This window comes from Ferdinandcohnia sp. FSL W7-1320, from assembly GCF_038050315.1.
GTDB lineage: Bacteria > Bacillota > Bacilli > Bacillales > Bacillaceae_L > Ferdinandcohnia > Ferdinandcohnia aciditolerans.
This window is the reverse complement of the sequence record NZ_JBBPAM010000001.1, coordinates 5,276,197-5,297,242: the sequence shown is the minus strand read 5'-3', so window position 1 is coordinate 5,297,242 and position 21,046 is coordinate 5,276,197. Positions and strand designations below refer to the sequence as shown.

Sequence of the window (21,046 nt, the reverse complement as noted above, 5' to 3'; positions counted from 1 at the left end):
GAGTCTGAATCAGCTATATATTCGGATACGAGGTTAAAGGTTTCTGTCGTGAGAGTCCGAATCCCCCATACATTCGGACACAAGGGCGACCGGTTCCAGTCATCCGAGTCCGAAATCCCAGTTGATAGCAATTCGCAAGAGGTTGTGACAGTCATCCGAGCCCCAAACACTCCATCATTCGAACACACCGAGTACTTTTATTTGAGCTATAAGTTCAAATCGCGTTTTATCCTAAGAATTGAGTGTAAAAGAAAATGTCAATTTACCCTTCAGTCTTACGCTTTCCTATACGATAACAGTCAAACAAAGGTAGAAACATTTTTTGTGAATAAAAGTCTGATATCGCACAAGGTGACCACATAAATGTTATAATTTGTGAAAAAGGGCGGTGGGTAAATTGTGTTTAATTTTGTTTGCCTATCAGGCGCATCCGATTTATAAATTAATTGTTGCGGCCAACCGAGATGAGTTTCTTCAACGGCCAACGGCTCCGATTCATTTTTGGGAGGATGAGCCTGCTCTGTTGGCTGGAAGAGATCTTGAAAAAATGGGAACCTGGATGGGGGTCACCAAAACCGGGCGTTTCGCAGCCATCACGAATTATCGAGATCCAAGTGAAGTCTCAGTAGGTAAAAGGTCTAGAGGAGCAATCGTAAAAGAGGCTCTCCTCCATAAAGGCGATATTGCTGAGTATATGAAGCAGTTGGAAGAGACGAACTCTCAGTATCCTGGTTATAATCTTTTAGCAGGTGACCCACAGCATTTATATTATTACTCAAATGTCGGAAAAAGATTGGAAAAGTTCCAACCAGGTATCCACGGGCTTAGCAACCATTTGCTTGATACAAATTGGCCAAAAGTACAAAAAGGGAAAGAGGAACTTTCAAAGATTATTATGGGAGAAGATTTAGTGGAAAATCTATTCCAGCTCCTTCAGAACACAGACCGGCCAAACGACAACCTTCTACCCAAAACTGGGGTGTCCCTTGAGTGGGAACGGATTCTTTCTTCATTATTTATTCAAACAAATGGGTATGGGACAAGAAGTTCAACCGTATTATTAATGTCGGATACAGAAATTCAATATGTTGAGCGGGTTCACGATAGTTCGGGACAGAGCGACCGAGAATTTCGCTTTCCGATTAAGTCATAACAAAGTTCATTTAGCCAATCGTATATAATAGAACAAAGATGATAAATCTATTAAAAATAAAGAATGAGGAAAAAAGTCGAAAAATGGGTAAAGAGTACGAAATCATATATATTGTACTCTATTTTTTGTTTCTTTTTTTCATTTATGTTACAGCTCGATAACAAGCGGGATAAAGGTGTTTTTCATCTTGAAAGACCCATTATTCTGTGTCAATATGGAGAATGGGATAATTGTCGAAAAAACTTATTCAAACAATTTTTGCTAATAAAATGTAATGTGATATAGATACTAGGGAGATCGATATTAAATGAATACTAATAAAGCAGTCATTTTAGGTTGCAATTACTATATAGGGTTAAGCACAATAAGGTGTTTAGGCAGGCAAGGTATACATACGGTTGCAGTCGATTATTCATATGAAAATACGTATGGTGCAGATTCAAAATATTGTACGGAGCATATTATTGCACCACATTACCGAAAAGACACAGAAGGCTTTATTTCCTTTTTAAAAGAATATGCAAGAAAGCAAACAGCAAAGCCTGTTCTTATTCCTTGTCATGACAACTATGTGGAAGTCATTGACCAATATTTAAATGAATTAAAAGAGTATTATCTAATCCCGCAAACGGAGCAGGGTCTTTATACGAAAACAATGGATAAACAACTCCTTCATCAGTTAGCAACTGAACATGGAATGCTTGTTCCTGAGACAGTTCGTGTAAATGAAGAAAATTTCTATGAAAAAATTGAGGAGACGTTAAAATATCCTTGTGTGGTGAAGCCAACCGATTCACCAACCTTTGTTTCGATCTTTCGTAAAAAATTATTTATCGTCAACAATCGCGAGGAGTTAGACGAAGCGCTCAAAAAGGCAAAAGAAGCAAAACAAGAGGTAATTGTTCAGCGAATCATTCCAGGATTTGATGATCATATGTATACCTTTGATGCATATTTAAATCAGGACGCGAAGGTTACTCATTGGGTGACTGCTCAAAAGTTTCGCCAATATCCGATCAATTTTGGGGCTTCTGTGTATACGGGGCAACGCTATGTTCCTGAGCTCTTTGAAATAGGCTCACGCTTTTTAGAAGCGATTGGCTATAAAGGGTTTGTAGAAATTGAGTTTAAAAAGGATGCCGAAACTGGACAATATTATTTAATTGAATTAAATGTGAGGATTACCAATTTTAATGTGTTATTAAATAAGGTTGGTTTTAACTTCCCATACATTACATATCGAGAGCTTACGGGTAACCCACTTCCTCCAAAGGGCCTTAAGCATGATACGAATCAAGTATTTTGGTATGCCTATGAGGATTTTTATGCCGTGAAGGGATATTTAAAAACAGGTCAGCTTTCACTTGGCGAGGTCATTCGTTCTTATTTTAAACCAAAGGCCTACGCAATTTGGGACTGGAATGATCCAAAGCCGTTTTTCTCATTTGTAAAAATGATTTCGGGGAAGAAACGTAATTAATGTTGTTTATCGCACTTCCAAAACATCAAATCTAAAAGAAACGTTAAGAAAAGAGGGAACAAAATGGTAAAATTACATGAGCTTCTAACAGCAATTGAGGTTCAAAAAACCATTGATGATAAGGATATTGAAATTAGTGGGCTATCATATCATTCTGGAAAGGTGAAGGACGGACATCTTTTTGTATGTATAAAAGGCTATAAAACGGATGGCCATAAATACTTATCGCAGGCAATTTCAAATGGTGCAGTGGCTTGTGTTGTTGAGGATGTGCAAGAAGGATTAGAGATTCCTCAAATCGTGGTAAAAAACAGCCGTATTGCACTAGCGCGACTTGCAGCAGAATTTTATGGGAAGCCATCTGAAAAAATGAATATGATTGGGATTACAGCTACGAATGGGAAAACCACAACATCGTTTATGACGAATGCAATTCTAGAGGAAGAAGGGTACAGAACAGGTCTTATTGGTACAGTATCCATTAAGATTGACGATTTTGCGATTCCTTCTGAGCTTACAACTCCTGAATCCCTTGATTTACAGTTTTACTTGGGGCAAATGGTAGATAAAGATGTATCCCATGTGACAATGGAGGTTTCATCAAACGCATTAGAAACACATCGTGTTGAAGCAGTAGACTATGATATTGTCACTTTAAATAATATCAGTCGTGAGCATATTGATTCCCATGGCTCGTTTGAAAGATATTTTGAAGTGAAATCAGGTTTAATCCGCCATGCAAGTGAAAAAAGCTTTGCCATTTTAAATCTGGATGATGAGTATTCGACTTCCTTAATTGAACAAACGAAGGCACAGGTCATCACATTTGGCTTAGACAGCAAAGAGGGGCATATTGCTTGCAAAAATTTGGATTTGACCACGGGTAGAGCGAAGTTTACAATTGAGATTTTAAAGCCTTTCTCTCGCTATGAAAACAAGATTGAGCCAGGTGAATTTGAGATTGAACTATCAGTTCCTGGTTTGCACTCTGTGTATAATGCGATGGTGGCAATTACAATTGGTCTTCTTTGCGGAGTGCCGGTATCCTCCATTCAAAAGGGATTAAAAAACTTTGGTGGAGTGGAACGTCGCTTTGAGTTTATTTTTGAAGATGACATTAAAATCATCGATGACCACTTTGCGAATGCTGGGAATATTGATGTGACTCTTCAGACATTGAAATATATGGAATATAAGGATTTGCATTTAGTCTATGCGATTCGAGGAGAGCGTGGTCCGACGGTTAACCGTGAAAATGCAGAGGCGATCGTCAAGTGGGCAAAAACGCTAGGGTTCAATGAAATTATTGCGACAAAGAGTGTCTCCCATGTCACTTCAAAGGACTATGTAACAGATGAAGAAACAGCTGTGTTCAAGGAAGTCATGGCAGAAGCGGGAGTTCAGGTTTCTCTTTATGATGAGCTGGATGACGCCATTGCGCAAGCCTTAACTCATGCCGAGCCGGGGGATGTTGTAATCCTTGCAGGTGCACAAGGCATGGACTACGGTGCAGGTGTTGCCCTACAGCAAATCGCAAAAACGAGACCTAATGTATCGCGTGAGAAATTATTTTTCCCATTACGCAACCGTGTGGCCGGACTAACAAAGGAACAACGCCAAATGTTAGGACGTAGTGACGGGTAAAACAACAGAGGAAAGCGAACTGTAAAAATCTAAGATGTAAAGGTGATTAAACTATGTGTGGCTTCGTTGGTTTTGCTGATTCAAAGCTTGAAATAGATAAAGTACAAGTAATAAATGAAATGATGGATACAATAATTCATAGAGGTCCAGATAGTGGTAATCACTATTCGGACGAACATGCAACATTAGGCTTTCGTCGCCTAAGTATCATTGACTTATCTGAAGAAGGAAGTCAGCCAATGTTCAATGAAGACGGAAGCTGCGTTTTAGTCTTCAATGGCGAAATCTACAACTATCAAGAACTTCGTGAGGACCTAATCCAAAAAGGCCATATTTTCAAATGTGACGCAGATAGCGAAGTCGTTATCCATGCTTATGAGGAATATGGAGTAGACCTTTTACAAAAAGTACGCGGGATGTTTGCATTTGCCATTTGGGATAAAAACAATGAATCCATGTTTTTAGCGCGTGACTTCTTTGGAATTAAGCCTTTATACTATACACAAAATACAGCAGACAACTCACTTATTTTCGGCTCTGAAATCAAAGCATTTTTAAAGCAGCCGGCATTTAAGAAAGAGTTAAATAAAGACGCGTTAAAACCATATTTAACTTTCCAATATTCAGTGCTTGATGAGACTTTCTTCAAAGGTGTCTATAAATTAAAGCCTGGTCACTACATGATTTATAAAAAAGGAAATCTTGAAATTAAGCCATATTGGGACGTTAATTTTGATGCAGATAATAAAGGTCTTGAACACTATATAGAAGAAATTAATAATACATTAAAAGAATCGGTTAACTATCACAAAATCAGTGATGTAAAAGTAGGTTCTTTCTTATCCGGCGGGGTTGACTCTAGTTATATTACGGCGTTATTAATGCCAAACAAAACATTTTCTGTTGGATTCCAGGATTATGAAGGAATCTTCAATGAAACCAATTTGGCTAAGGATTTATCTGACATACTTGAAATAGAAAACTATAAAGAATTGATGACGGCAGATCAGGCATTTGAAATGCTACCGACAATCCAGTATCACATGGATGAACCTCAATCAAATTTATCCTCTGTTCCGTTATACTTTTTATCAAAATTAGCCAGTGAGCATGTTACAGTTGTCCTTTCTGGTGAAGGCGCAGATGAGATTTTCGGAGGCTATGTCTGGTACCAGAAGTCTGCGAAGCTAGAAAAATACGAAAAGATTCCATTTGGGATTCGTCGCGCGATATCTGCAATTAGTGGTGCATTTCCGAAAAATACAATCACAAACTTCCTTGTGAAAGGTGGACAACCTGTTGAGGAAAAGTTCATCGGCCAAGCAAAAGTATTCGAGGAAGAAGATGCTCGTAAAGTCTTGAAAGAGGAATACCAAACTGGCCCGTCTATTCAAAGTATTACGAAAAAAGTGTATGATGATGTAAAGGGAAAAGACGATGTTACGAAAATGCAGTATCTTGACCTCAAACTTTGGTTACCAGGGGATATTCTTTTAAAAGCAGACAAAATGAGTATGGCCCACTCGATTGAATTACGGGTTCCGTTCTTAGATAAAGAAGTGATGTCAATGGCGTCACATATCCCAAGTAATTTGCGTGTGAATCAAATCGATACAAAATATGCTCTTCGTGCTGCATCGAAAAAGGTGTTACCAGAAGAATGGTCGAATCGAGAAAAAGTTGGATTCCCAGTTCCAATGAGACACTGGCTTCGTGAAGAGAAATACTACAACATTGTAAAAGAAATGTTTGAATCCGATATCGCGAAAGAATTCTTCCATACAGAAGAACTCGTTAAATATCTTGATGACCATTTCCACGGAAGACATAACTACGCAAGATACATCTATACGGTCTATGTATTCCTTGTTTGGTACAAGAAATTCTTTATTGAGTTATAAAGTTTGTTTTCTTCACATATATATGGTTTCTAGTAATTGTCTAAAGATTGTCTTACAGAGTAAAGGGGCAGATAGAAGTGAAAAAAATAGTAAGAGGACTATTATTTTTGAATTTCGTTTGTGTCATTTATTTATTGCTGAATGTTGAAACGGTTAAAGGCATTGCTAGAAATCTGATTTCAGGGGCAGACGGGATTACATCTGGGCTCACAATTGTGTACGCTCAGGAAAATAACCCATATCGGGAAGTATCAAACGGTAAAGTAGAAGTATTCATACCAGTCGAAAAGGTTCTACAATTACCGGAGCTTCCAAACGGCTGTGAAATTACATCACTTACTTCCGTGTTGAATTTTTATGGCTATAATGTTTCAAAAGTGGATATGGCTGATCATTATTTACCGAAGGAGCCTTTTACAACAATCAACAATGTTTTATACGGACCAGATCCAAATAAGGCATACGCAGGAAACCCAAGGGAATGGAGCGGATTCTTCTCTTATGCGCCTCCAATTATACAAGCAGCGAATGCATATTTAGGAAAAGAAGGTGCTCAATTAGAACCTGTTGACCTGACTGGAAGCACTCGTGAGGAAATCATAATGGAGCTTGAAGAGGGGAACCCTGTGGTAGTTTGGGTAACTCTTGACTTAAGTAAGAAAAAGGTCAACTATTCTTGGAATATTCGTGACTCAAAAACAAAGTTTAATGCTCCTACTAACCTACATGCCGTGGTTTTAAATGGTTATATAGGTGATAAGGTGCATGTCATGAATCCATTGCAAGGGCAAGTCACATACGATGCAGATGCGTTTTTTGCGAGCTATGTTGACTTAGGGAGTCATGCAATGACGGTTAAATAAAATATATGTTTCAAAAAGGAGGATGAAAATGACGGGCCGACAAAAATGCCACGTCCTGCGTCATATTCACCGCACTTTTTAAACAACCTCTTAAATGAAACTAGGTGTTTAAACATGGAACAAAAAAAATTAGGTGTTATCGGTGGCATGGGTCCGAAGGCTACTTCTGTTTTTTTTGACAAAATTGTTAATAAAACAGAGGCACATAAGGACCAGGACCATCTAAATATGATTATTCTAAATCATGCTACCCTTCCAGACCGAACAAATGCAATCCTTACAAACACAGGCGAGACATTCTTAGATGCTGTAAAAGATGATTTCAAGTTGCTAGAAGCTGCGGGCGTTGCTAATATTGCAATACCTTGTAACACATCTCATTATTTTTACGATGAGCTTCAGAAGCTAACGAATATCCCTATCATCAACATGGTCGAAGAAACAATTAAAGAAATTCATCATCGGCATGGTGAAGGAACGAAGGTCGGAATTCTTGCAACAAACGGTACGATTCGCAGCGGAATCTATGCAGATGTTTGTAAGAAATATAATCTTGAGCTCTTAGCCCCAAATGATAGCTTACAAGAAAAGGTCATGGATATTATATATAACAATGTAAAAAGTGATCTCGATGTTGATTCTAGTGAACTTGAGCAGCTAATCAGGCATCTTGTTGAAAAAGAGCATTGTAAAATTGTGATATTGGCTTGTACAGAATTGTCCTGTATTAAATTAAGTGATGAGGCTGTTAAAAGCAGCATTGATGCGATGAATGTACTTGTTGAAAGATCAATCTTACGTTCAGGCAAGCGATTGAAATAAGATTGTTACACCAAAAAATGATAATGAACCGGTTAGATCAAACTGGAAATTAAACTCACCTAAAAAGGGTGAGTTTTTTTATAGTATAATTCAAGATGCTTGTCGAATTTTTTGGGATTCGTCGTTCCTATAGTTTGTCGAATAATCTTTGGGAAACCCAGTATTTTCAAGTGTTTATGAAATATAATTGTAATATTACTTTGGCGTTTTATTACAATTTTTTATGTTATAATACAAAACGTGAGAATATATAGCAAAATATGATACTTATGGTGAAAAATAAATATTTTTCATCCTTTTATAGGTTGCTAGTTTGGTAGAAGGAGATGTGCCGGTTGAAAAGAAAACTTCTTATGATTGGAATGGGTATATCAATAGGACTTGGAAGTTTATTGACATCTATGCCTAATACTGTATTAGCGATTCAAAAGAATGAAGAGCTAGAAAATGAAAAGAAGGAAGTTCTGGATAAAAAGACAGAAGTAGAGTCTGAAATCTCCCAAAAGAAGGGAGCTCTAAATGAAGTCAAACAACAACAGGTTAGTGTCGAGCAGGAGATTAAAAGGCTTGATTTTGCTGTAAGTGAAACGAGAGGTAAAATTGAGAGCATAAAAGCAAAGATTCAGGAAACGAAAGAAGAAATTGCGCGTCTTGAGGCGGAAATGAAAGTGCTCGAGGAACGTATTCAAAAACGGGACGAGCTTATCAAGGAGCGGATGCGTAGTCTTCAACAAAGTGGTGGAGTTGTTAGTTATGTAGATGTGTTACTCGGTGCAAAAAGCTTTAATGATTTTATCAACCGGGTAAGTGCGGTATCTACATTTGTACATGCTGATCGCGAAATTATGAAAGAACATGAAGCGGATATTAAATTACTTGAGGAAAATAAAGCAGAGGTAAAGACCTTACTTGCACAGCAGGAAGACCAATTAAAAGAACTTGATCGGTTAGAGGTTCAGCTCCAATCACAAATTCAAGAACAAAATAAAGTTATGAAGCAATTAGAGGCCCAAGAACAGAAAATGCATAAAGAGCTCCATGCGCTAGAGGATGTTGGAGAATTATTAGCTGCGCAGGAAAAGGCAATTCAAATGGAAATTAATGCATGGAACCAAAGGCAAAAGGAACTTGAAGAGCAACAAAGAAAAGCTGAAGAAGAACGGAAAAAAGCTGAAGAGGAACGGAAAAAGGCCGAAGAGGCTGGTACTACACCGCCACCACTACCACCAGCACCTCCACCTGTTGTGAACAATAGTGGGTTTATTAAACCAACAACAGGCCGAGTCACATCCGAATTTGGAATGCGCTGGGGAAGTATGCACTTTGGGATTGATATTGGAAAAGGTGGACGACCAGGAAATATTCCAATTTACGCGGCTGCAGGCGGTACGGTTACGCGCTCACGTCTTGAAAGTAGCTACGGTAATGTCATCATGATCACCCACTATATCAATGGACGTCAAATGACCACCGTATATGCACACTTACAGGAACGTTTCGTTGGTCAATATGACCGAGTGGAACAAGGCGATTTGATCGGCTATATGGGGACTACAGGTGACTCGACTGGTCCGCACCTTCATTTTGAAATTTATAACGGACCATATAGTCCAACACAATACAGTGGCGGACACTCAAACGCAGTGAACCCACGTCAATATGTTTCCTTTTAAGGATTAACGCGCCCGACCGAGTATGGTCGGGCTTTTTTACTTTATTGGAAAAAAAGACATCACCTTTTTCCGACAAAACAAAAACCCACATCACATGTGGGTTTAACAGCTTATAAAGTTTTTGCCTTCTTTTTTAAGCCTTCAAAATCGAGGATATGGATATCCCTTTGTCCATTTACCTCAATTAGGTTTTCAGAAATAAATTTTACAAACTTCCGGCTAATGGTTTCAGGTGTTGTACCAATGAGAGACGCTAGAATCTTTTTAGTAATAGGGAGCTTAAAGCGGCCATCCTTAGAGCGAACCCTGTCATTGAACAAGAGGAGAACACTTGCTAATCGTTGTTCAACCTCCATTAGGCTCAGTAAACTCATCCACTCGTCGGCTTGATAAATCCGCTCATTTAATGCCCGCATGAAGCGGAGAGCCATTTTGTGATTTCGTTCTAACGTATTAACAAAATCCTGTTTTTGAATCGTATAAATAACCGTATCGTTGATTGCTACTGCGTTGGCATAATGATTTTCTGATTGAAGCATCACGGATTGGCCGAAAAAATCATCAGGGAATAAGAGACGAACGATTTGTTCTTTTCCGTCCTCAGCCACTTTTGTAATTTTAATGATCCCCTCACCGATAATATAGAGGGTATCGGAAGGGTCACCTTCTCTAAAAATCACTTCCCCTTTTCGATAATCGCGAATTTGCGTGACCTTTTGTAAAAGGTTCATTTCTTGCTCATTTAAACCATGAAAAATAGGTACCTGTCGAATAGAGCTTGGATCATGTGGACTGCTAATCATACAGAACACTTTTTCTCCTTTCAAATGCCCATAAAATGCGGACTCTTGTTGTACTATAGTTTACCTATCTTGCCGAAGTCTAAACGATTTATCGTTTCGAAAGTGTAAGAGTATAACTTACTTTTTTCGGTCCCTTTACTTCAAGAGGATTGATGTACTACAATAGAGTTTCACTTTATGTTATTCCAAAACTTATTATTTTAAAAAATTACTTGTAAAACTTGATTTATATCAAGGAAACTTTCTGTTTTCGACTATAAGATAAGAATAACATATTTATTATGAATTATGACGATATAATGACACTATTTTGCCTGTTTTTTCAGCTTTTTTCAGGAGTTTTCCAATGTAAGCATTTTACTAGAAATCTGTGGAAAATGGGGTATAGTAAGTGTAGACGTCATATTTCTATAAAATACAAATTTTGTCTATTAAGTATTACAAGTGCAAGTTTAAAAAGGAGGATGAAGAGGACCAAGAAGTTCAAGGCGGTGCAGCTTTGAGTACCGGAACGAGGCAACTGCTTGAGTTTACTTCCTTGCAGCCTTGCGCTGAGGAATTAACATCCTAGAATAAACTAGAAGACGCAAGCGCATAACCTCGTTGTTCATGATTTTTTCCGGGGCAAAGACCGCAGAAATTCGAAGTGTCATATTCACCGCACTTTTTAAACATCTATTACAAGTATTTACTGTGAATGTAATATGGAGGCTAAACACAAATGGATAATCAACAAAGGAAAAATGTGTGGGAGTCATTCTATGGCCCGAACATGGGTTATGTCTTTGACATGTATGAAAATTACAAGAATGATCCAAGTTCAGTAGACCCTTCCGTGAAAGCGCTTTTCGAAGAACTTGGGCCACCACCGGCAGATGAGCAAGCAGCAACAGCAGAGCTAGTAAGTGGGGGTATCTCACCGAAGACAATCAAGACGATCACATCTGGAGGTAAATTAATTAAGAGCATTCGTGCGTACGGCCATATAGCGGCAGATATTTACCCAATTCGCACTAGACCAATGCCAGATACCAGCTTTTTAGAGCCTGGTTACTATAATCTTACAAAAGAAGATTTAATGGATATTCCAGCGACATATATTTGGGAGGAAGCACCTCCTTCCGTTCAAACTGGTTGGGATGCGTATAAGCATTTAAAATCTGTTTATACACAATCAATTGCTTATGAATTTGGACATGTTGATTCCGAAGATGAAAGACAATGGTTACGACAACAAGTTGAAATCAATGGAATTAAATTAAAGCTAACTGCAGATGAAAAGAAACAATTAGCAGAGCGTCTAATGAATGTCGATGGATTTGAAAAATTCTTACACAAAACATTCGTTGGGCAAAAGCGTTTCTCAATCGAAGGATTAGACATGCTCGTTCCAATGCTTGAGCGTTTAATTCAAGAAGGCAATAGTGACGGTACCGACAATATTATGATCGGTATGGCTCACCGTGGCCGTTTGAATGTGCTTGCACATGTTTTGCATAAGCCATACGAACTCATTTTCTCTGAATTCCACCATGCACCAAACAAGGATTTAATTCCTTCGGAAGGTTCAAGAGGGATTAACTATGGTTGGTCCGGTGATGTGAAATATCACTTAGGAGCTGACCGTGCCGTTAAAGGTCCTAAAGAGCACGTAACTCGTATTAATCTTGCGAACAACCCAAGTCACTTGGAGTTTGTAAACCCTGTAGTGTTAGGGATTACTAGAGCGGCTCAGGACAATACTAGTAAAGCTGGTTATCCTGTTCAGGATAAGCAAAGTGCAATAAGTGTACTAATTCATGGTGACGCGGCATTCCCTGGTGAAGGAGTAGTAGCTGAAACTCTAAACTTAAGTAGATTGAAAGGCTACGAAACTGGGGGAACCGTTCATATTATTGCAAACAATATGGTTGGTTTTACAACAAATAATACAGACTCTCGTTCAACTCGTTTTGCGAGTGACCTTGCGAAGGGGTATGAGATTCCAATCTTACGTGTAAATGCTGATGACCCTGAAGCTTGTCTTGCAGCAATTCACTTTTCGTATGAGTATCGTAAGCGTTTTGAAAAAGATATCTTAATTGATTTAGTTGGTTACAGACGATTTGGTCACAACGAAATGGATGATCCAAGCGTAACACAACCATTATTGTACAAGAAGGTTGCGAATCACCCTGTTATTGCAGATAAGTACGGAAATCAGCTTGTTGCTGAAAATGTAATAACAACAGAAGAACTAACTAATAAACGTGAGGAATTCATGCAAAGTTTACAATCTATTTTTGATGACTTTGTGGAAAATGAAGAGCGCGTGAAACCGAAGAAGCCAAAAGCTTTGTCTGCTATTCCAGAATTTGATACAACAGTACCTGCTGACCTATTAAAGAGTATCAACAGAGGACTATTACAGTGGCCTCAATCACTTACAGTTTATCCGAAGCTTGAACGTATTTTAAAGCGACGTGAAACAGCTTTAGATGAGGAAAACAAAGTGGATTGGGCATTAGCTGAAACACTTGCATTCGGATCAGTTCTTGCAGAAGGAAAAACAGTTCGTTTAACAGGTCAGGATAGTGAAAGAGGAACATTCGCTCATCGTCATGTTGCTTTAAATGACTATGAAACAAATGAAAAATATATCCCATTGCACAATATTCAAGAGGCGAAGGCATCCTTCTCCATCTATAACAGTCCATTGTCTGAAACGGCTGTTTTAGGATTTGAATATGGTTATAGTGTTCAAGATGAAAATGCACTTGTCCTTTGGGAAGCGCAATTTGGGGACTTTGTGAACGTGGCACAGCCAATTATTGACCAATTCATTTCTTCAGGCCATGCAAAATGGGGTCAAAAATCAGGTCTAGTCATGCTATTACCACATGGTTATGAAGGACAAGGTCCGGAGCACTCAAGTGGAAGAGTGGAACGTTTCTTAAATGCAGCTGGGGAATATAACTGGATTGTTGCGAACGTAACAAGCGCTTCTCAATACTTCCATTTATTAAGAAGACAATCATTGCTTACTTCAACTGATGAAGCAAGACCATTGATTGTGATGACTCCTAAGAGTCTTCTTCGTCACCCACAAACAGCGTCATCACTAGATGATCTAACGAATGGAAGCTTTAAGCCACTACTGGAGCAACCAGGAATGGGAACGAACAAAGAGAAAGTAACTCGCCTAATCTTATGTACAGGTAAAGTAGCGATTGATTTAGCAACAGAAGCTGCGAATTTACCGGCAGAAACGGCAGATACTCTGCATATTGCAAGGGTGGAGCAAATGTATCCATTCCCTAAGAAAGAGCTAGAAGAACTAGTTAGCCAGTATCCGAACCTACAAGAGGTTGTTTGGGTTCAAGAAGAACCGAAAAACATGGGCGCATGGCCAGCTCTACAATCGGTATTAATGGATATATTATCTGATGAAATTAAACTAGATTATATTGGTAGACCGAAGCGTTCAAGTCCTGCTACGGGTGACCCAGATATTCACAAACAAGAACAAGCGTGGATTATGCAAGATGCATTGCTTACAGACAAAGGAGGGAATCAGCAATGATCGAAATTAAAGTACCAGAATTAGCTGAGTCCATTACAGAAGGAACAATTGTTGAATGGTTAAAAAAAGAAGGCGAACTCGTGAATAAAGGTGAGTCAATCGCTGAACTTGAAACAGATAAAGTAAACGTTGAAATCAACAGTGAACATACAGGTGTTATTAAGGAATTCTTATTCCAACCAGGTGATAATGTAGAAGTTGGTCAAGTGATTGCAAAGCTTGATGAAAATGGTTCAGAATCAAGCGCACCAGCACCTGCTGAAGAACCTAAAGCTGAAGCAGCACCACAAGCTGAAGAAGCTAAAACAGAACCAGTTGCAGAAGCATCTACTGAAGAAAAAGGCAAGCCAGCCATTGCTTCACCTGCAGCGAGAAAAAGAGCAAGAGAACTAGGTATTGACTTAAATGAAGTACCATTTAAAGATCCACTTGGACGTGTTCGTGTTGAAGGTGTAGAGGCTTATAAGCAAGCTCAAACAGCACCATCTGCAACTCCAGCACCAGCTGCAAAACAACCTGCAGCAGCACCAGTGGTAAATGACGACCCACGCGTAGAACGCATTAAAATGTCTAGACGTCGTCAAACAATTGCAAAACGTCTTGTTGAAGCACAGCACACAGCAGCAATGCTAACAACATTTAATGAAGTTGATATGACTGCTGTTATGGACGTAAGAAATCGCCGTAAAGACGCTTTCTTCAAAAAGCATGGTGTAAAACTTGGTTTCATGTCATTCTTTACAAAGGCGGTTATTGGAGCATTAAAGGCATATCCATATGTGAATGCTGAAATCCAAGGAAATGAAATCCTTCTTAAGAATTTCTATGACATCGGTGTTGCCGTATCTACAGATGAAGGCTTAGTTGTACCAGTTGTACGTAATGCAGATACACTAAGCTTTGCAGGAATTGAGTCTGAAATCGGCCGCTTAGCTGAAAAAGCAAGAAACAACCAATTAGGTTTAGGCGACCTTCAAGGCGGAACTTTCACAATTACTAACGGTGGAACATTCGGTTCTCTAAACTCAACACCTATTATTAACGCACCACAGGTTGGTATTTTAGGAATGCACAAAATCCAAAGACGTCCTGTTGTAGTTGATAAAAATGATACGGTGGAAGTACGCCCAATGATGTATGTGGCATTATCTTATGACCACAGAATCATCGATGGTAGAGACGCTGTAGGATTCCTAGTAAAAGTAAAAGAACTATTAGAAGATCCAGAAGACCTATTATTAGAAGGTTGATTGTAAGAAAAGCGCAAGCGACTTGCCAGCCCAGACAAGCATAAGAGAATCCTTCTTGACGGATTGGCTAGACTTTGAGAGAGGCTAGGCGCAGGAGCTAGACATAGAATCAGAAGGCACATGCTCTCACAATGGAGCATGTGCCTTTTATGTTTGTTGTTTATGTGTATGAAAAAAAGCTGCTTCCTAAAGAGGAAACAGCTTTTGAATGACTTATTAAATGACACCGTGAGCGATCATTGCGTCAGCTACTTTTAGGAAGCCGGCGATGTTAGCTCCATATACAAGGTTACCAGGATGGCCATATTCTTCAGCAGCATCCATGCTGTTGCGATAAATTGAAGCCATGATGTCCTGAAGCTTGCTGTCGACTTCTTCAAATGACCATGAAAGTCTCATGCTGTTTTGTGACATTTCAAGTGCAGAAACGGCAACACCACCCGCATTAACTGCTTTCGCTGGCCCGAATAGGACATTGCTTTCAATAAATAAATCAATTGCTTCTAAAGTAGAAGGCATGTTTGCACCCTCACCAATTGCCTTTACACCATTTGAAATAAGTGTTTGAGCTGATTCACAGTCAATTTCATTTTGGGTTGCGCAAGGTAATGCAATATCGCAAGGAATTGACCAGATACCTGAGCAGCCTTCAATATATTCTGCCTCTGGGTGTTCTAATACATATTCTTTAATACGTTTACGTTCAACTTCTTTGATACGTTTGATAGTTTCAAGGTCTAACCCATTTTCATCATAGATATAGCCGTTTGAATCACTACATGCAACTACTTTTGCACCAAGCTGTTGGGCTTTTTCAATCGCATAAATAGAAACATTCCCGGAACCAGAAACGACAACTGTGCTTCCTTCAAAAGAAAGACCTTGTTCCTTCAGCATTTCCTCAACAAAGTAGACAGTACCATAGCCTGTTGCTTCTGTACGAACCAAGCTTCCGCCATAGCCAAGGCCTTTGCCAGTTAGAACGCCTGCTTCAAAGCGACCTTGAAGTCTTTTGTATTGGCCAAACATGTAGCCGACTTCTCTTGCTCCAACGCCGATATCTCCAGCTGGTACATCGATATCAGGGCCAATATGTCTAGCTAATTCTGTCATAAAGCTTTGGGTAAATCGCATAACCTCGTTATCTGATTTTCCTTTCGGATCAAAGTCAGATCCGCCCTTACCTCCACCAATTGGAAGGCCAGTTAAAGAGTTTTTAAGGATTTGTTCAAAGCCGAGGAACTTAATGATACTTGAGTTAACGGAAGGGTGGAAACGCAAACCACCTTTATAAGGGCCAAGTGCACTGTTAAACTGAACACGATAGCCACGATTTACATGGATTTGACCTTGGTCATCAACCCAAGGTACTCGGAATGTAATCATTCTTTCCGGTTCAACGAGTCTTTCCAAAATCGCGTGTTTCATGTATTTTGGATTTTTAGCAAACACAGGTACAAGAGAAAGGAAAATTTCTTTCACTGCTTGGTGGAACTCTGGTTCATGAGGATTTCTCTTCTTAACCTCCTCATATACTTTGTTCATATAATCGGTTGCTTGTTTTAACTCTGGTACAGGAATAGACTTTTCGATCATAGCCATCGTGTACATTCACCCTTTCTTTGCTATATATTTTAGGGGATGTTCAAAAAGTTAGATGAAAATGACGCATCGAATTTCTGCGTTGTCTTGCTTCTTCGTTCCTCACGTATTAACTGCATACGATCCGGTACTCAAAGCTGCGCCGCCTTGAAATTTCGACGCACAGGATGTGCTAGTGTCGACAAGACATGAGGCTTGGTGTTTTTGTCGACGTGGTCCTTTAATCATCTTTTTTGAACTCCCTTTTTAGTCAAAAAAAATAAAACCGACGTTTTATCTGTAAATTCTTGATATTTACTATTTTATAATGAATAATTAATCTAAACAATATTAATAAAAGATATAAGCAATGCCGTAATGAGATGGATTAAGGAGGACACCTTGTGGAACTTAGACAGTTAACTTATTTTATTGAGGTTGCAAAACGAGAACATGTAACGGAAGCGGCGAATTCAATGCATATTGCTCAATCGGCAGTTAGCAGGCAATTGTTCAACCTTGAATCCGAATTAGGTGTAGACTTGTTTATTCGAGATGGACGAAATGTGAAATTAACGCCAATCGGAAGAGTTTTTTTAGATCATGTCGAGCAGGCATTAAATGTATTAGATAATGCAAAACGTGAGATTGAAGAATATTTAGATCCGGAACGAGGAACGATTCGAATTGGATTTCCAAGCAGTTTGGCTGCTTATACCCTACCAACAATGATATCTGCATTTCGAGAACGTCATCCACAAGTTAAGTTTTCATTGTCACAGGGCAATTATTATTCTCTAATTGAACGAGTAAAAACAGGCGAAATCGACATGGCGCTGTTAGGACCCGTACCAAATCAGGAAAAGAAGATTACAGGCACTACTCTATTTACGGATAAGATGGTAGCTCTTTTACCACGCGCGCATCCATTGGCAGAGAATAAGTCATTAAGTCTTAGTCAGTTAAAAGACGAACAGTTTGTATTATTCCCGAATGGATTTATCTTACGAGATATCATTGTAAAGGCATGTAATCAGTTGGGCTTTCAGCCGACAGTTTCCTTTGAAGGAGAAGATATTGACGCTATTAAAGGTCTGGTTTCAGCTGGACTAGGAATAACAATCATTCCTGAGGTGACTTTAATTGAAAATATTCCACGTTCTACCGTGAAAGTTTCGGTTCTCCAACCTGAGGTAACCCGTTCGGTAGGTGTTATTATTCCAAAAGAGCGAAAACTACTTCCTACTGAACAGCTTTTTTATGACTTTTTAAAGGACTATTTTTCATTTTTAGACAAATTTCAATATTAAGATTTGTTCTATTTCCGTAGAAATAGACAGATTTTGTCGATTAAAGGGGAGCTTTTTGAAGGCTCCCCTTTCAATTACCCTACTAATTTCAAGCCTACAGCAGCACTAATGATGATCCCAATAAACAAGAATCGTTTCCAGTCTTTTGGCTCTCCATATAGGATCATACCAAGAATGGCTCCCCCAGATGCTCCAATTCCTGTCCAAACAGCATATGCAGTGCCCATAGGTAGAGTTTCCATCGCTATGCTTAGAAATAGGAAGCTTCCGCCAAAAGAGGCAAGCAGTAAGACTAGTGATTGCCAATTCTTCTTTTGATGAAGTCGATTAATGAGCACGACCCCTAACATTTCAAAAACACCTGCAATAATGAGTGAGAACCATGCCATTAACCTTCAGCTCCTTCTGTGTCCTTCTCTTTTGTAACAAGTTTCAGACCAATTACACCAAATAAAAGCACTCCTATTAATAGAAGCTTTGCCAGTTTAACTGGTTCATTAAAAAACAGGATTTCTGATATAACGGTTCCGGCAGTACCTAGTCCAACAAAGACAGCATAAGCCGTACCAACCGGTAATTTTTTTCCTGCTGCAATAAGTGCATGAAAGCTGATATAGATTGCAATGACAGTTCCAGTCCATGTCCAAAAACTATCTGCATGCTTTAATCCAATCACCCAAAATACTTCAAAAAAAGCCGCAAAAAGGACTTTTATCCATTCTAAATTCATCTATAATTCCCCCTTATCGTTTCGATTAAAAAGAAAAAGCCTGAGAGATTATAACAAATGTATAATCTCCCAGGCTTTTGTCCCTCCGTGGCATAGCAAAATTAGAAAATATTTAAAAAGAATGATGAAAAGGACTACGTCGACAAGAACGCCACGTCCTCATGTATTGTCGACACTAGCACATCCTGTGCGTCCGAAGTTCGAGGCGGTTTAGCTTTGAGTACCGGAGCGAGGCAACGGCTTGAGTTAACTCCCTTGCAGCCTTGCGCTGAGGAATTGACTTCATGAATAAACTAGTAGACGCAAGCGCATAACCTAGTTATTCACAGTGCTCTCGGAGCGATGTGCGCAGAAATTCGATGTGTCATTTTCACCGGACTTTTTGAACATCCATTATTGCTATGAGTTTTCTCTCGGACCAGACTAGCAAAGGCTACGGAACCCTAGAAAACCTTTTTATTTAACTTTTTTCATTATACAATAGAAACCTTTTTGAAGAAAGAGGGAAAAGTTACTTGTGGGTGTTTTTGAATGAATATGGACGTTTTTGATTGATTTCTAAAAATGATTTCACTATAATGAGAGTACAATCCATGAAGGATGTGACATGATGTTAACTCCAGAAAGACATCAGCTTATTTTATCGCTACTAAAAGAACACGGGGTTGTGAAACTTCAAGAGCTGATTGAAAGAACAAATTCATCGGAATCAACGATTCGTCGTGATTTAGTACAACTTGAAAATGAAAACAAATTAAGAAGGGTCCATGGTGGAGCGGCATTCGTTCACGGAAATCAATTGGAACCGAGTTATATAGAAAAAACAGCTAAGAATATAAAAGAAAAACAAGCAATTGCTAAATATGCATCTGAGCTTATTCAAGATGGTGACTCCATTTATTTGGATGCAGGGACAACAACACAGGAATTGATCCCATATCTTGACCACAAGGGACTGACAGTGGTGACCAATGGAGTAAACTTGATTGAGCCCATACTTGAAAAAGGGATTACTACCTATCTAATAGGTGGTGTTTTGAAACCGAGTACAAAAGCCTTAATCGGGAGTCGGGCATTATCAAGTTTGAACCTTTACCGATTTGATAAGTGCTTTTTAGGAGTGAATGGAATTGATTTGAAGTATGGTTTTACGACTCCTGATCCTGAAGAAGCACTGATCAAACAAACGGCAATGAGCTTAGCAAAGGAAACTTATATATTGGCTGATCACACGAAGTTTAATGAGGTTTCTTTTTCAAAGATTTCCTCATTAAAGGATGTCACTTTAATAACAGATAATGGATTAACAAAGAGTGAGCTTTCATCCTATCAAGAACATATCAACATAAAGGTTGTGACAACATGATTTACACAGTTACATTAAATCCCTCCATTGATTATTTTATCGACTTGGATGAATTTTTGGTTGGTGAACTGAATCGTATTAAAAGTGATCGAAAAAGCCCGGGGGGAAAAGGGATTAATGTTTCTACAGTTTTACAAAATGTTGGAATAGAGAGTGTTGCCTTAGGGTTTGTAGGCGGTTTTACTGGTAAATACCTTATTGATAGCTTAACAGCTAAGAATATCAAAACAGACTTTGTAACTGTAGAAGGAGATACAAGAATTAATGTGAAACTTCATTCTGATGTGGAGACTGAAATAAATGGAGCGGGTCCGAAAATTACATCTTCGGAGCTCGAACAGCTTTTAGAGAAGTTTGATCAAATGCAAAAAGGAGATATGGTGGTACTTGCAGGGAGTATCCCGGCATCGTTACCGTCGACACTGTATCAACAAGTCACTGAGACATTACAAGACAAGGATGTTAAAGTTGTTGTTGATGCTACAAAAGACTTATTAGTCGAAGTACTTCCATATCAGCCGTTTTTAATTAAACCAAACCATCATGAGTTAGGTGAAATTTTCGGTGTTGAGATTAAAAATGCCGAAGAAGCAATTCCTTATGGGAAAAAGCTCATCGAAATGGGAGCGCAGCATGTTATTGTTTCGATGGCGGACAAAGGTAGTTTGCTATTTGTGAATGATGAAGTCTATTTTGCGAACATTCCTAAAGGGACACTTGTTAACTCTGTAGGCGCTGGGGACTCAGTCGTGGCAGGCTTTATTGCATCTTATTCAAAAAAACGGGTAGCGACAGAAGCATTTCATTTTGGAGCAGCAGCCGGCAGTGCCACAGCCTATTCTGAAGGATTAGCAACGGAAGAGAAAATAAATGAATTGATTTCACAAGTACAAGTGAAAAAAATATAG

At 38.9% G+C, this 21,046-nt stretch carries 16 protein-coding genes; 12 read left to right on the top strand and 4 right to left on the bottom strand.

Annotated elements, in window-relative coordinates:
* The first annotated feature begins 397 nt into the window (after positions 1-397).
* From NST91_RS25295 to NST91_RS25265, 7 genes are all read left to right on the top strand, one after another.
* The gene (locus NST91_RS25295; protein WP_341333356.1) at positions 398-1,153 is read left to right on the top strand and encodes an NRDE family protein; all 756 of its coding nucleotides are present in this window, start codon (positions 398-400) and stop codon (positions 1,151-1,153) included.
* A gap of 307 nt (positions 1,154-1,460) precedes the next feature.
* Complete coding sequence (locus NST91_RS25290) at positions 1,461-2,633, top strand: carboxylate--amine ligase (RefSeq protein ID WP_341333355.1); 1,173 nt, start codon at positions 1,461-1,463, stop codon at positions 2,631-2,633.
* 63 nt (positions 2,634-2,696) lie between these two features.
* The gene (locus NST91_RS25285) at positions 2,697-4,277 is read left to right on the top strand and encodes a Mur ligase family protein (protein WP_341333354.1); all 1,581 of its coding nucleotides are present in this window, start codon (positions 2,697-2,699) and stop codon (positions 4,275-4,277) included.
* 53 nt (positions 4,278-4,330) lie between these two features.
* On the top strand, positions 4,331-6,178 hold the full coding sequence (asnB, locus tag NST91_RS25280; protein WP_341333353.1) for an asparagine synthase (glutamine-hydrolyzing): 1,848 nt from the start codon (positions 4,331-4,333) through the stop codon (positions 6,176-6,178).
* Between the two features lie 77 nt (positions 6,179-6,255).
* Complete coding sequence (locus tag NST91_RS25275) at positions 6,256-7,041, top strand: C39 family peptidase (RefSeq protein ID WP_341333352.1); 786 nt, start codon at positions 6,256-6,258, stop codon at positions 7,039-7,041.
* 114 nt (positions 7,042-7,155) lie between these two features.
* On the top strand, positions 7,156-7,863 hold the full coding sequence (cuyB, locus tag NST91_RS25270) for a cysteate racemase (protein WP_341333351.1): 708 nt from the start codon (positions 7,156-7,158) through the stop codon (positions 7,861-7,863).
* A gap of 335 nt (positions 7,864-8,198) precedes the next feature.
* The gene (locus NST91_RS25265; RefSeq protein WP_341333350.1) at positions 8,199-9,536 is read left to right on the top strand and encodes a murein hydrolase activator EnvC family protein; all 1,338 of its coding nucleotides are present in this window, start codon (positions 8,199-8,201) and stop codon (positions 9,534-9,536) included.
* A 110-nt stretch (positions 9,537-9,646) separates the two neighbouring features.
* On the opposite strand, the gene NST91_RS25260 is transcribed toward NST91_RS25265, so the two are convergent.
* Complete coding sequence (locus NST91_RS25260) at positions 9,647-10,339, bottom strand: cyclic nucleotide-binding domain-containing protein (protein ID WP_121449264.1); 693 nt, start codon at positions 10,337-10,339, stop codon at positions 9,647-9,649.
* A gap of 721 nt (positions 10,340-11,060) precedes the next feature.
* Between NST91_RS25260 and NST91_RS25255 the strand changes: the two genes are divergently transcribed.
* On the top strand, positions 11,061-13,901 hold the full coding sequence (locus NST91_RS25255) for a 2-oxoglutarate dehydrogenase E1 component (protein WP_341333349.1): 2,841 nt from the start codon (positions 11,061-11,063) through the stop codon (positions 13,899-13,901).
* On the top strand, positions 13,898-15,151 hold the full coding sequence (gene odhB / locus NST91_RS25250; protein WP_341333348.1) for a 2-oxoglutarate dehydrogenase complex dihydrolipoyllysine-residue succinyltransferase: 1,254 nt from the start codon (positions 13,898-13,900) through the stop codon (positions 15,149-15,151). The genes NST91_RS25255 and odhB overlap by 4 nt, the downstream gene beginning before the upstream one ends.
* 216 nt (positions 15,152-15,367) lie before the next feature.
* On the opposite strand, the gene gdhA is transcribed toward odhB, so the two are convergent.
* Positions 15,368-16,696, bottom strand: a complete 1,329-nt coding sequence (gene gdhA, locus NST91_RS25245) for an NADP-specific glutamate dehydrogenase (protein WP_445724521.1) — start codon at positions 16,694-16,696, stop codon at positions 15,368-15,370.
* Between the two features lie 440 nt (positions 16,697-17,136).
* Here gdhA and gltC point away from each other — a divergent pair, with 440 nt between their 5' ends.
* A complete protein-coding gene (gene gltC / locus NST91_RS25240) occupies positions 17,137-18,042 on the top strand; it encodes a glutamate biosynthesis transcriptional regulator GltC (RefSeq protein ID WP_341333346.1) in 906 nt (301 codons plus the stop codon).
* Positions 18,043-18,116: 74 nt separating this feature from the next.
* On the opposite strand, the gene NST91_RS25235 is transcribed toward gltC, so the two are convergent.
* Both NST91_RS25235 and NST91_RS25230 read right to left on the bottom strand, forming a co-directional pair.
* On the bottom strand, positions 18,117-18,431 hold the full coding sequence (locus tag NST91_RS25235; RefSeq protein WP_341333345.1) for a DMT family transporter: 315 nt from the start codon (positions 18,429-18,431) through the stop codon (positions 18,117-18,119).
* Positions 18,431-18,772: a DMT family transporter gene (locus NST91_RS25230; RefSeq protein ID WP_341333344.1), complete on the bottom strand. Its 342-nt coding sequence runs from the start codon at positions 18,770-18,772 to the stop codon at positions 18,431-18,433. Before NST91_RS25230 ends, NST91_RS25235 begins: the two co-directional genes overlap by 1 nt.
* A 610-nt stretch (positions 18,773-19,382) precedes the next feature.
* Between NST91_RS25230 and NST91_RS25225 the strand changes: the two genes are divergently transcribed.
* Positions 19,383-20,138 carry a DeoR/GlpR family DNA-binding transcription regulator gene (locus NST91_RS25225; RefSeq protein ID WP_341333343.1) on the top strand — a complete coding sequence of 252 codons (756 nt, stop codon included), beginning with the start codon at positions 19,383-19,385 and terminating at the stop codon, positions 20,136-20,138.
* Complete coding sequence (pfkB, locus tag NST91_RS25220; RefSeq protein ID WP_341333342.1) at positions 20,135-21,046, top strand: 1-phosphofructokinase; 912 nt, start codon at positions 20,135-20,137, stop codon at positions 21,044-21,046. Before NST91_RS25225 ends, pfkB begins: the two co-directional genes overlap by 4 nt.